Origin of the sequence: Cerasicoccus frondis (assembly GCA_031296915.1) — a bacterium.
Classification (GTDB): domain Bacteria; phylum Verrucomicrobiota; class Verrucomicrobiia; order Opitutales; family Cerasicoccaceae; genus Cerasicoccus; species Cerasicoccus frondis.
This window is the reverse complement of the sequence record JAVDPC010000027.1, coordinates 1-12,479: the sequence shown is the minus strand read 5'-3', so window position 1 is coordinate 12,479 and position 12,479 is coordinate 1. Positions and strand designations below refer to the sequence as shown.

The following is a 12,479-nucleotide window of genomic DNA, read 5'->3' as shown; positions in this document are numbered from 1 at the left end:
AAGAGAGCTTTTTTAGGTCTTAGGCTGGCCAAGGGCCGGTGACTGCGATGGTCATGCCCGGGTAGTTTTGGATATTGAAAAACAGCGTTTTCCCATCGGGAGAAAAACAGGCGCCCGCAATTTCCGAGCTACTGTATACACATTTCGCTAAGTGGTAGATTTCACCTTGGGGCGTAACACCGACCAGCCGCTTATGAGGCGCATTTGAGTCTTCGCAAATCAAGACGTCCCCCCATGGCGCGACGACCAGATTGTCCGCATTTTGCATTAACTCCGAGTTATGGGATTCAATGAACAGCTCCAACTGATCCGGCTGCTGCTCGTGCCCCGGCTTGAGGCGGAAAATTTGACCAAACATTTGGGGTCCGCCTGTTGTGCAAGCGAAATACATTTCGCCGTCTCCCATCCAAATGCCCTCGGTCCGGGCGAAAATTGCGGCGCCTTTTTTCTGGGCCTGCAAACGCAAGTCATCGTTGGGTGATTCCACATCATTTATGTCGACCCAATCCACGGAGAATGACTCATTCAGTGGGAAGGTCATCGTGGCGCCGGGATTGTTTCGCGTATCGGCTGGACCATTTTTAATGACCAACGCCTGCAGTTTACCTGAATTCAGCTGACCTGGCTTATCTGGAATGAAACGGTAAAAACTGGAGTCGCCAAGGTCTTCAGTCTGGTAAACGATGCTGGTTTGCGGATCAATGGCAACTGCCTCTCGTCGAAAGCGCCCCATGGCTTTCAGTGGAGTCGCTTTTTCAAGCGCGGGGGTAAGCGTGGGTGTGACCTCAAACGCATAGCCGTGGTCCGCCTTATAGCCTTCTTTCGTGGTAACGGAGGTCTCTTCGCAGGTAACCCAAGTGCCCCATGGCGTAGGCCCGCCAGCGCAATTTCGCTCTGTGCCAAGTAGACGCATGAACTCTTTCTCCACCTTGCCGGTCTTGGGATTGTAAACCAGGATTGAACAGCCGCCAATACAGGGTAGGGCGCCTTCGCGGGGATCGTAGAGTAACGAACGGTCAATCCTAGCATAACGCTCATTCAGTAAGCCAAAGGGACCAAGCGGTCGCCATGGATATTCGTTCTCGTGATTCCGGATTAGGATCACGCGGCCATCAGGGCCCGGAAACGCAGCCATTCCGTCCTGTTTCCCGGGGGAGATCAGTCCGTCGGCCATCGGATTTCCTGTTTGAGAGATTATTTGGTAGGAAAACCCACTGGGGAGCTCGAGCACCCGGGCTGGATCGGGCAGTAACGGTCCAAAGCCTTGGGTAAGCGTTGAGGCTTGATCAGTAGCCATTAGCTTGTGCAAACCGCCAAAACCCAGTGTCATCGCTGCGCCGGATACGCCCAATGTTTGTAAAAAAGATCGTCGGTGTAGCATTGAGGTGAAAAAAAAGCTATATTTTATCTAAAGTTATGACTGTAGTAGTCCGATAAGTCTAAATTAAAGCACTAATCCAGTCCGAATAGACCTATTCGACATGGATTCTTACTGGCTATTCATATTATGCCCTCAAGCGAGCCAACATTGAACATCTATTTTGCGGGAGATCAATTTACCCACAAGGATTTGATCGGCAATGCTATGTTGGCGGAAGCGATATCTGAGTTATCAGACCAGCGTTATTGCTGTGTGTTGCCGCAAAACTTTCCTGCCAGATCAAAATCTGCCCATGTGGTGCGCGATGAGAAGCTGCTCCACCTGATTGAATGCGACTTGGCGTTGTTCAACTTCGATGGCGCTGAAATCGAGGCGGGTGGAGTAGTTGAGTTCATGACCGCAAAGTTTGCTGACATTCCTACCGTGATATTGAGAACGGATTGCCGCGGAATGGACAGGTCTCCCAATGACATTCATCCTTGGTCAGTGATGGCGCATTTTTTCCCCCGAACTGAGGTTGAAGAACTGAACGCGGCGGACATCTACCAGAATATCTTTGAAGAATTTCCGATGACCGACGCCAGCGATGTGCTCATAGAAGAGCGCAGCTCTGAGGTCTCACGGACAATGGTGCGGGTTATCGCACAAGCAGTCGTTGATGCATTTGACCGTGTCTGTGATCAGCCGACGCGGATGCATGAAATGGAGCCAGACATGGTTTATGGCTGGCTCGCCCGCTTTTTTGGAGCCGAAGTGTCTTCTAAGGAATGCCATCAGAGCATTCAACGAGCGCTGGCCCGGAAACGAAGTCGCGGGCTGCTTCCCAAGCAATCATCGGCCAAGCAGGCGAATTACCACATTGGCTAAATTTGGATCACCTTAGCGACCAGAATTAGTCAAAAGCACTGCAGAGCGAGGCTTCGAACTAGGAAGGGGTGGGGCTTCCGGGCAAAATGGATTTGGAGCGTTGCTCCTATGTGCTGCCCGTTTATTGATCGCGCGGGGATTTCGCGTGCATAGTTTGAGCATCTCGACTCCAACGAAACTCTAGCCAGATATCGAGCAATAGCCCCGCGACAACTATACCGCCAACCGTGGCGATTACCATATTGAGACTGTTTGTTAATTCCATGTTACGAACGTGACGCATTTGTGACATTAGGTCAAGTTCATTCGCCTGATTTTGCGGTTAGATTTTTTAATACTGCGCGAACTGCCATTCAGTTTTGGCCTGAAAAGACAAAAGTTTTGATTGCCATTATCGCGCAATCTGATTCTTTGGCCCGTTTCCGTAGCATGAAGCTTCGGTTAACCAGACAACACGAACACCTATATACATGAGCGAACACCTCCTGTCCGTAACCAAACGTGAGGGCATCGGCCGTGGCAATTCACGCCGCCTGCGCGCACAGGGTCAAATCCCTGCAGTCATCTACGGTAAGAGCGGCAACCGCAACCTAGCGGTCGCTGAGCGAGATTTCCAGATGCTGCTGCGTGAAGTCGCCGGTTCCACCGCCGTCATCACCCTCAAAATCGCAGATGAAAGCATCGATGCTCTCATCCACGAAACGCAGCGTGATCCGCTGACTGATCGCTTCCGTCATATCGACTTCCTCGAAGTTGTTGCCGGTGAGTTGATTCACGCGCACATCCCCGTGCACATCAAGGGCGAAGCCATTGGTGTGAAGAACGGCGGCGTCCTGGACTTCTCCGTCCACGAGCTTGAAGTTCACTGCTTGCCACGCAACTTGCCAGAATTCATTGAAGTGAATGTTGCCGATTTGAATATTGGCGAGGCTGTTCACCTCGAAAACCTGCCAGCGATGGAAGGCGTTCATTTTGACGGCGAGCCCGACATGGTGATCGTCGCAATTGCTGAGCCTGCCAAGATCGAGAGTGCCGAAACCGACGAGGTTGAGGAGAAGGCAGCTGAAGCCGAGTAACCTTTAAATTCAATGGAATCAGCGTCACCCGGCGCTGATTCCGTTTTTTGTTCTTTGCCAAATGGCCGTAACCGTCATCGCCGGACTGGGAAATCCTGGATCGGAATACCGTGACACACGGCACAATGTCGGATTTCGAGTTGTAGACAGCCTAGCTGAAATTTGCCGCGGTGAATGGAAAGCGCAGAAAAAACTGCGCTCCCAAGTTACCAAAGTCAGTTTCGCTGGCGAATCGATCATGCTGGTCAAACCGGACACTTACATGAACGAAAGTGGCGTCGCTGTAGGCGCTGTGATGCGTTACTTGAAAGCGCCGGTAGAGTCAGTGGTCGTGATCTATGACGAGATTAATCTAGAGCTGGGGCGCTGCAAAATTTCCGTGAGCGGAAGTAACGGTGGCCATAATGGCGTAGCAAGCTTGCTCCAGCATCTGGGAAACGGCTTTGTGCGCTACAGAATCGGCATTGGCGGCAACCCTCATAAAGGGCAGTTGACCAACTGGGTCCTAGGCAAATTCACATCAGACGAAAATTCATTTATCAAATCGCGCGTCCCGGATTATATCGACGGCCTGAGAATATTGGCTGAGCAGGGGACTACAGTCGCGATGAATCGCATTAACACAAGAATTCCACCACCGAGTAACCATGAGTCAGACCGCAACGACTAAGCGCTATCGCGCAAACTTCATCCTCGATACCCGCAACTACACCGAGTCGGTTGAAACGCTGATCGAGTCCATCAAGGAAAACATCACCGCATTGGGCGCCAACGTAACTAGCGTCAAAAACAATGGTTCGCAGGATTTCATCCGCGTGACCGACCGCCGTATGCCCAGTGGCGTATACCTCGTCATCGAGCTGGAAGCTGGTCCTGAAGCGCCAGCAGCTCTCCAGGAGCGTTTCCGCTTGGACAAGACGGTGAACCGCATTCTGGTTCAAAGCATCTAAGCTTTTCAGATTTCAGATGCCTGGCGCAGGGCGACTCTTGACTCGCGCCAGGCTTCTGCTGATTGTCGAGCTATGGCATCATTCAATAAAGTCATCCTCATGGGCAATCTTGTCGCCGAACCCGAGATGCGGGTTACGCCAGGCGGCATGTCGATCTGCAAATTCACCATTGCGGTGAATCGCCAATTCACGACCAAAGAAGGCGAGCAACGCGAGGAAGTGGCTTACGTGGACATCGATTCTTTTGGCCGCAGCGCTGAAGTCATTTCAAAATACCTAGGCAAAGGAAGCCCGATTTTGGTCGAAGGGCGCCTTCGCCAAGACAAGTGGGAAACGCCTCAGGGCGAAAAGCGCAGCAAGCTTATGGTTGTTTGCGAAAGCTTCAAGTTCGTCGGTGGTCGCGATGGAGAAAACTCCAGTAGTGGAGAAGGAGGCGGCTACGAACGCACATCACCGCCACCCAGGCAAACCAAGGCCGCACAATCGTCTGCAGAAGACGATTTCGATGAGGACGTCCCATTCTAAGTCAGGTCGAAATAATTACGATATGTCAAAGCAACAGTGCATACCTCGGAAGGGTATGCGTTTCTTTATGATCATATGCAACTTATGGCTAATAAAACTAAGCTTTCTCTAAGTCCACCTAAATTAGACATAATATATATTGTGCGATGCTTGATAGGTAAAGCGACTCACAACGACCGCAATACGGTTTTGTAAGTCGCAGACTATCAGGCGCTTTTAGGTCTATAATCGAAGTCTTTCTCCAACTGCATGGAGATCACTTGAGACATACTGCGCCGTTCCTTCGCTGCTAACTTGCGAATGATTTCTTTTAGCTCCTTAGGCAAAACAATCGTCACTTTATCGGAGTCTGCGCTTAGCTGATTCGGCATAATATGAAGGTGTCTAATACCTTCGTGCGGTGTTGTCAATTCTCCTTGCGAAGGTTTTCGAAACCTGCATTTCTGAATAGATCGTAAGGTTTTCGGAAACCTTCCGAATTGTTCTTTCAGAAATCAGCGTAATTTTAAGTCCGATCTCATTTCGGCCTTTTTTCTATCAGAATGCTTAAGCTCTGCGGCTTCCATCCAGAACTGTGCTTCTTCGCGTTTTACGATGAGCAGCGCATTCAAGTTCCATAGCACTACAATGGTTAGGACGGCTATCCCCATGCTAATGGCGAACCAAGCCAGCATTAATACAGAAATCAGGCCTGAAGCGGCTAAAATAGAGTCAGGTGTGTTCATCGCGGCAGATTGCGCTGATTTTTCGACAGGAACAATCACAAACAAATCAGCGAAAGGAAATCTGTGAAAGAAAAGCGAGTGAGAATCACAAATGGCGGGGTTTGGGATGGCTGCGTCGGAACAATTACGGGGGTTGCAACATTCCCTAGTTTTTTCGTGAAGATTCGGGGGTTTATATCCAAGAACCCCAAAGGCACCGCATTCAACGCCAACGAGTTTAAGCGGATCTCTGAGGCAGAATTTCAAGACACTGGCGAGGTGGCGTCATGAGTCGACAATTGATTATGCGTGAAGTCATTCTGTGGATCGATCCTGCCGAGCGTAAGCCAGATTGCGACACTACGGTGTTAGTCCAAGTCCGCGACGACGAAGTTTATCCGGGTTACATTACGGCAGATGATACAGGCCGTGAAGTTTGGCGCCGAGAGTTCTGGCCATCACCTGATTTCGACCTCACCGAGCTTGAGGTTCTAGCATGGGCTGAATGGCCTAGTGGATTTTCATTTCAGGCCACTCCGTCTGAGTCACAGAAGAACGCTGATAAGGGAGGGGCCGGAAGTGAATAATTTCCTGCCCCTCCCCCTTTTTACAACAGAGTCAGCTGAATTTTGGGCAACTCTTACCACAATGGCACTCTTCCTTTTCACCGTTTGGGCGTTAAGTTTCGGTATTCGAATCATGCGCCGCATAACCCGCCCTGAGCCAAAGACAGAGCGTAGTATTTATGATTTTGCTGATGAGATTTTGATAGAAGCAAATGCTTGGGAGCATGACTTCATCGAAAGCGGAAACCTTGAATCCAAGGGGCGTTACCATGCGCATTTAGAAATCGCCCAGCGTCTCGGTATGTTCTTAGACGGTCAAAAGAGCATTGCTGAATTTAATGAAGAAAGTGAGGCCGGCAAGTGAGTTCGGCTATCACAAGGCGCATGCTACGAGATCGGATAACCAAGCCGTATCTTGAAGTTAAGCCTTACAATGCTCCGAATTGGTATACTCGTCATGGCGTTATGCTCAAGCGTCAGGCCATCGAAAAGAAAGGCCTCCCGCCTTGGAAACAATGCCTTTTCATCACGCTAACAACGTTCCACTGCGGGAAGTCGGCCGCAATGATGTATGTGCTCGGTAAAGAGCGCCTGCGGCGATTCCTCGCAAAGCTTCGTTCAGTCATTGGCCCATTCCCATGGGCATGGAAGCTTGAATTTCATGATGATGGCTATGCTCACTGGCATTTGATCGTTCATTACAAGAAACGCATACCACGTGATTGCCTTGCTTGGGTCGGCCAGTGGTGGGGCCTTGGTCGGACCAACGTTGAAAGGCTACGCCGCAAGAAATTCGTCTACCTGTTTAAATATGTCACCAAGGGGGCCTTTGAAGGCGATAACACAGAGGGCTTAAATCTTCCTGACTGGCTCTTGGACTTTAACGGCGGATCGCGTATGCGCTTTTGGCAAACGGGCGGCGGATTTTATACGAAGGCGCAAGACCCAGATTGGAGCGTCGACGAAAAGGAGCCACCCCAGGACAAGCGATACAGCTACATACGTCGCACGATACGTGAGCAATGGCGTTTTTGGATGCGCCGTGCGGTGGTCTGCGTTCGTTCAAGGCTTAAGCATTACCCAATTAAGGCAGGCTATTTTGTATTAAATACAGACTATAACGAATTTTACCAGCGAGCGGTAAATCTGAGTATCCACGGCAAGGCGGCGCTGTCGGGATTCTCATTCAATATGACACCGTCACACATCAAAGAAAGTATCGAATCATGGCAGTCACAGAAAATAAGCAACCTAGCGTCAATCTTGAACCTAACGATGGTCTAATGCTTACGGGCTTGGTCATCTCTGTTCAGGAGCAAGACAAGACATGGGAGGGTAAGTCCTATAAGCAGCTTGAGGTTGGCATTACCAACGGCAAAAAGACCTGGTTCTTTCGCCAGTCCGACACACAAGGGCCGTTGCCTGCAGTAGCTCCTTTTACGCGCGCTACTATCGAAGTTCAATCGGCCCAAACCGAAAAGGGAAACACTGTCGTTCGTGGCGTGTTCTTGAGCAATGGCCGAGTTTAACATAGCGGGGGCTCTTTTCGTTCGAAGGGAGTCCCCTGCCCCGGACCAAAGTTATGAGATCATCGGCCTTTGTGTGGTCGGTGGTGTCATGATGCAAGTTCTCATGGGGCAGCAAGACAAGCGGGAGTACGCATTTGCGAGTCCCCAGCGTGGTAGACGCGAACCCATATGGATGGATGTGGAGGGCTTTATGGAAGCGCGATACCAAGAAATGTTAAATTCTGATTCTGATGAGTCGGAGTTTCTTAAATTCGCTAAGGATCATGGTTGGGAAATCGGGCAAGGGTGAAGTCGCGGCGGTCGCCAATACGCCCCTTCAGGGGCGTTTGGCGGCCACCGCCTTTCCTTGTTAAGAGTCTAACATAACTGACACGTCGATATGAAAACAACACGAGCAACTACGATGAACGATACCGCGGCTTTTCGACTAGCACGCGAAAAGCTTGGCAAGTGCGGTGTCGCAATTCGCGATAAATCCCCACTTGGAAACAAGATTTTCAAAGTCGGTGTGGCTGTAAATGCAGTCACCGTAGAATACAAAGGTATCAGCTGTAAATCATGGGAGGATGCCTTTGAAAGGGCAGGAATCAAGGTTCCACGACACGTCTACAGTCGCAGCTACCAACTCCTGCCGCGGTAGATTTGGAATTTGGGGGATGGTTCCCCTGATACGAAAACAATAACACAAAGAAAGGAAACTGTATGTTCCGTAAGTCCTATAACAAGGCAAAGCAGTACGCAGGCAAAGCATGCGAAGCTGCATCCAAAGGTGTAAAATCGGCTATGGGCTGTGCTCGTCGCCACTATAACGTGGCTGTAACTGCGGTTACTGTGGCAGTCGCAGGAGTCATGAGCGCTCCCCAAGCTTCTGCTGAAGTGCCGGCAGATTTGGCGGCCATCGTCACTGATGCTACTACGGCTTGGACCTCGGTCCAAACCTTCATTATCACCGTCGCGGCCTTCATGGTCATCTTCGGTGTAATCATGAAGATTCGCCGTGCCTAAAGCACACTAAGAGGGTCAGGGGGTTCATTCCCCCTACCCTCATTTAGTCATGGAATTCGTAATTTTCACAATGGGGGTCGTATGCGCTTACTGCGTGTTTTCTACATTTCGGCGTTGATGGCATCGGGCTATCTTTTCGCTAATCCAAACACAGGCACTTATCACCATCCTGACAGGGAAGCCAGATTGACGATCACGTCAATTTACGAGTCGCCGGATAATGAGGGCTACTGGCGCGTTGAATACGATGTTTGGGCCAATGAGGGCGGTAGCTTCATGAATATTTATTCAAACAATTCGGAAGATAGTATAGTGATATACTATGACCCACAAAACACAGGTCCATATCCATATACTTACGATATAATTAAGGATTTCAAAGCAGGCACGCAGTACTACATGCAGGCTCAAAATGCGGCCAATGTGGCGAGTGGCACATGGGACCCAATAGTTGAAACTCCACCAGAAGAATTCCCTTACTATCACATTATTTCTGATTTTTTTCCAAATAAGAAAGAGTCCATTTTGACTTATTATTTGGAGCTTAACTTTGATGATGGCCAGCCAACACAGAGCACAACCGTTTCATTGAATCAATATGAGGCCATGCAGTTTGCAGCTGCCGGTGCTTCAGAGCATACAGTGACGGTTTATGAGGTCGTAGACGGATCGAATGTGTTCTTGGGCAATGTTCATTCTACTCTATACGGAAATTATACCGAGGAGGAAATGCCAGCTCAGCAAGATTTGTGGGTTTCGGTCACAGAGATACAGCCAGATGATGTTAATGATTATGAGCCACCTACCCTTGACCCTGAGTTCAGAGATATAACATCAGATGTAAAAGAAGGCGTCGTAGACAATACCGACTATCAACCATTTTCAGATACTGGCATAACTGAGCCTGTCGCGGGCGATCATCCATTTGAGTATGCTCAACAGGCAGCTTGGAATATGGATGCTTTAATGCGTCAGGACCAAATGCTTTGGGAGAAAACCAATGAGGCGCAAGATGAGCGCTTCGCACGGCTTGATGCACAACAGGCGCAACGCCATGAGGAAGCTGTCATTTGGCAAAAAAATCAGGTGGATGCGCAGATCGAAACGACTGACACGATTCAACAAGAATCTGACCAGACGCAAATGCAGCTCGCAGAGGTGGTCGATGAGCTTGAGGAAGGCAACGACAAGCTGGATAAATTAGACAAACTTGACGACATAGACGAAAAACTAGGTCAACTAGTCGAGGATAGCGATTATGAGCGGGATTTGAGGGATAATAGACCATCCGAGTCTGACATGAGCACTCAGGGTAATGCTGCAAAGGATCAGCAAATGACGGCGTTTGATGATTATTCAATTCCAAGCGGTATACCAGATGTTAGTCCAGATACGCTTGATTTATCGGTCAGTCTTGGCGGGCAGACGATTAGTTTGAATCCTTTTGATTATCCGGAATTCACAGAGCTAGCGGCATTCGTAAAGCGTCTAATATTTTGGTTCTCATTTCTGTTCTATTGTGTTTTTTGCATCAGCCTAATTTCCCATTTGAGCCTTGAAACCTTACGCTTGAAGCAAGCAAAGGGGAATCCTGTCTTTGGTGGCACTGGTGGCCAGGTAACTGCGCTTATTGCGGCTGGCTTGATTACAGCGGCGGTGTGGGCGGTGCCAACGATTCTTTACGGTTTATTCAGCCCACAATATGGGGACCTCAGCTGGTTTTCGATAGGCGGAACAAGCCCTGTCGATACAGGCGGCTTTTCTAGTTTTATACAGATGGCTGTTTCCATGGTTTTGGCCTTCATTCCAGTGGGTCCTATAATCGCCTTGGTATTTCAATATATAGCGCTTCGCATTTGGGGAACTGCTACAATTCTTTCAATCGCTTCAGTCGTAAGATTCATCACGCCATGAGCATCGAGGAACTCCTTTTCAATAATGCATCAAATACCGAAATCTTCGCCTATGGATTTTGGTTTCAGGCCACACTGCAAGTTAGTTGGCTTACCTTCCGAGTCATAATGCGTCGATTCAACGGCAACTGCTCACCTGATCCATCATGATCAAGCTTCTCACAGGAAAGCCGCGCAATGGAAAAGGCCTTCGTGCGATCAAGATCATCTGCGATACGTTGCTTGAAACGGATAATTATGTTGTAACAAATTTGCCTGTTCGCATCACGAATCTGCAAGATTATGTCATCGCAAAAGGTCGACCCGAAATTAATGTTGAAAAGCGGGTGATCGAGCTGACGAACGATTATCTTAATACGGTCATTCCAGACTATAAAGAATCAAAGCGACTATACTGTTTGAGACATTTCTTTTTGCATCGTGCACCAGGAGTTGTTTTGCCGTTATGGGGCGAAGATGAGGAAATTGATTGGCAAGAACACATGGAGCATGCCGAATGGTGGCGCCCGGTTACCTTTGTGATCGATGAGTTGCACAAGATTTATCCCTCTCGCAACTTTAAGCTGTTCAGTCAGCGCATCGAGGAGTACTTCGCTGAACACGGTCATTTTAATGATACGGTTTGGTTGATTTCTCAGAATGTTGACCAGGTCGATAAGCACTGTCGGTCACTGCCCCAAGAATTTATCGTGGTTCGCAATTATGCGAAGGAAAAGCATTCATTTTTCCGTGGTCCACGTCTTTTCCGTCAATATACCTATTTGCAGCGTCCAACTGGTGGCCCTCAAGATAAGTCGGTCCATGAGTTAACCTTCCGCTTAGATAAGCTACAGGCTGAGTGCTATCACACATCTCGCCAAGGTGGTGACGCTGATAAGGAGGAAAAGGTAAAGGGCATTTCTGTCTACTGGGTTATTCCGGTTGGCATCATCGTCCTACTGGCCGTCCTCTCCGTCCCCAAGCTTTTTGGCTTCTTGATGGATAAGGTTCTCGGTAAGCACTCCGATTCTACTGCTCAAGTCGTTCATCCTGATCCAGCTGCATCACCTTCTCATTCCGGTTCCATTGAGCCATCTACTGATCAGATTCCGGCAGAATCCGAAAAGCCTCCTATTCGCTATTATCGATCCCTGAGCATCATGAATGGTCGCGCGTGCGTTTGGCTTGATGATGGCGAAATGATCACGTCAGATGATCCACGCTTGAAAGCCATCGATCGTTACCACGTGGTCCACCTCACAGACGGCACTAAGCTTTTCCGCAAGCCTTATCAGTCAATGGAGACCGGCAAGCAATCCAAGCCGTTGGAGCCAATGCCGGACATTGAGCGTCCAGAAGAAACCAAGCCGGGTTTCAGCTTCTTTTGAACGTCCTGCATCGATTGCGGTTCATATACTTCGTTTCCCTAGCCGCAAATGCGTGTAGTGGGCGAGGCCGTCGAGGCGAGAGGGCAACGCCCTTGGCTCTATGAGCCAACCACGGCAATGGCTCTGCGTCGTAAATTTTGAATGATTCTATTCAATCGAGCGAAGCGAGCGACAAACACTAAAAGAAAGCCACCTAGGCCGACCGCGGCCATGAGCGGTCATTGCCCCAAAGTTTGAACAAAGCGCAGCGCGAAGCGCGGGGAAGATAAATAATATTATATCCGTTTCATTGCTTTGCCACGAGGCCGCCACAAAAGCGGCCGGATAGTTAGAGGCCCAGAAATCGGGAGCGTATCCGCTCCCTGATTTCCAAAGGCCGATTCGTATTTGTTCCATTGCTTTGCTGCTATGAGGTATGAGTTAACGAAGTGGCCGTGTGAAACACGGTAACACATACCGACGATACAACGGAACGTTGTTTCCCTCCGAACAGGAGCTACCAGCGGATTTAGTAGATGGGTTCCATTGCTTTGCTGCTATGAGGTATGAGTTAACGAAGTGGCCGTGTGAAACACGGTAACACATACCGACGATAC

The 12,479-nt window shown here is 49.3% G+C and carries 16 protein-coding genes; 13 read left to right on the top strand and 3 right to left on the bottom strand.

The window, feature by feature from the left end; all coding sequences use genetic code 11:
* Positions 1–19: 19 nt before the first annotated feature.
* Positions 20–1,297, bottom strand: coding sequence for an alkaline phosphatase PhoX (locus RBB63_RS17965; protein WP_309386378.1), 1,278 nt, complete (start codon positions 1,295–1,297; stop codon positions 20–22).
* A gap of 210 nt (positions 1,298–1,507) precedes the next feature.
* On the opposite strand from RBB63_RS17965, the gene RBB63_RS17960 reads away from it, so the two are divergent.
* The 5 genes from RBB63_RS17960 (at position 1,508) to ssb (ending at position 4,799) form a co-directional block, all read left to right on the top strand.
* Positions 1,508–2,248, top strand: a complete 741-nt coding sequence (locus RBB63_RS17960; RefSeq protein ID WP_309386377.1) for a hypothetical protein — start codon at positions 1,508–1,510, stop codon at positions 2,246–2,248.
* Positions 2,249–2,718: 470 nt separating this feature from the next.
* Positions 2,719–3,324 (top strand): 50S ribosomal protein L25, encoded by a 606-nt coding sequence (locus tag RBB63_RS17955; RefSeq protein ID WP_309386375.1) that lies wholly within the window; start codon positions 2,719–2,721, stop codon positions 3,322–3,324.
* A gap of 61 nt (positions 3,325–3,385) precedes the next feature.
* Positions 3,386–3,994, top strand: coding sequence for an aminoacyl-tRNA hydrolase (gene pth, locus RBB63_RS17950; RefSeq protein WP_309386374.1), 609 nt, complete (start codon positions 3,386–3,388; stop codon positions 3,992–3,994).
* Positions 3,972–4,274 (top strand): 30S ribosomal protein S6, encoded by a 303-nt coding sequence (locus RBB63_RS17945; protein WP_309386373.1) that lies wholly within the window; start codon positions 3,972–3,974, stop codon positions 4,272–4,274. The genes pth and RBB63_RS17945 overlap by 23 nt, the downstream gene beginning before the upstream one ends.
* Positions 4,275–4,346: 72 nt before the next feature.
* On the top strand, positions 4,347–4,799 hold the full coding sequence (gene ssb / locus RBB63_RS17940; RefSeq protein ID WP_309386371.1) for a single-stranded DNA-binding protein: 453 nt from the start codon (positions 4,347–4,349) through the stop codon (positions 4,797–4,799).
* A gap of 206 nt (positions 4,800–5,005) precedes the next feature.
* Here the strand turns inward: ssb and RBB63_RS23670 are convergent, their stop codons facing one another.
* Positions 5,006–5,170, bottom strand: a complete 165-nt coding sequence (locus tag RBB63_RS23670; protein ID WP_425503913.1) for a ribbon-helix-helix protein, CopG family — start codon at positions 5,168–5,170, stop codon at positions 5,006–5,008.
* Positions 5,171–5,293: 123 nt separating this feature from the next.
* Positions 5,294–5,770 (bottom strand): hypothetical protein, encoded by a 477-nt coding sequence (locus RBB63_RS17935; protein WP_309386370.1) that lies wholly within the window; start codon positions 5,768–5,770, stop codon positions 5,294–5,296.
* A gap of 20 nt (positions 5,771–5,790) precedes the next feature.
* On the opposite strand from RBB63_RS17935, the gene RBB63_RS17930 reads away from it, so the two are divergent.
* From RBB63_RS17930 to RBB63_RS17895, 8 genes are all read left to right on the top strand, one after another.
* A complete protein-coding gene (locus tag RBB63_RS17930; protein WP_309386369.1) occupies positions 5,791–6,090 on the top strand; it encodes a hypothetical protein in 300 nt (99 codons plus the stop codon).
* Positions 6,091–6,151: 61 nt separating this feature from the next.
* The gene (locus RBB63_RS17925) at positions 6,152–6,433 is read left to right on the top strand and encodes a hypothetical protein (protein ID WP_309386368.1); all 282 of its coding nucleotides are present in this window, start codon (positions 6,152–6,154) and stop codon (positions 6,431–6,433) included.
* A 20-nt stretch (positions 6,434–6,453) separates the two neighbouring features.
* Positions 6,454–7,353 carry a rolling circle replication-associated protein gene (locus tag RBB63_RS17920; RefSeq protein ID WP_425503912.1) on the top strand — a complete coding sequence of 300 codons (900 nt, stop codon included), beginning with the start codon at positions 6,454–6,456 and terminating at the stop codon, positions 7,351–7,353.
* Complete coding sequence (locus tag RBB63_RS17915) at positions 7,353–7,598, top strand: hypothetical protein (RefSeq protein ID WP_309386366.1); 246 nt, start codon at positions 7,353–7,355, stop codon at positions 7,596–7,598. The genes RBB63_RS17920 and RBB63_RS17915 overlap by 1 nt, the downstream gene beginning before the upstream one ends.
* Positions 7,599–7,977: 379 nt before the next feature.
* Positions 7,978–8,238, top strand: coding sequence for a hypothetical protein (locus tag RBB63_RS17910; RefSeq protein ID WP_309386365.1), 261 nt, complete (start codon positions 7,978–7,980; stop codon positions 8,236–8,238).
* A gap of 209 nt (positions 8,239–8,447) precedes the next feature.
* Complete coding sequence (locus RBB63_RS17905) at positions 8,448–8,603, top strand: hypothetical protein (protein WP_309386364.1); 156 nt, start codon at positions 8,448–8,450, stop codon at positions 8,601–8,603.
* Positions 8,604–8,684: 81 nt separating this feature from the next.
* Positions 8,685–10,517: a hypothetical protein gene (locus tag RBB63_RS17900; RefSeq protein ID WP_309386363.1), complete on the top strand. Its 1,833-nt coding sequence runs from the start codon at positions 8,685–8,687 to the stop codon at positions 10,515–10,517.
* Between the two features lie 145 nt (positions 10,518–10,662).
* On the top strand, positions 10,663–11,883 hold the full coding sequence (locus tag RBB63_RS17895) for a zonular occludens toxin domain-containing protein (protein ID WP_309386362.1): 1,221 nt from the start codon (positions 10,663–10,665) through the stop codon (positions 11,881–11,883).
* The last annotated feature ends 596 nt before the right edge of the window (positions 11,884–12,479 follow it).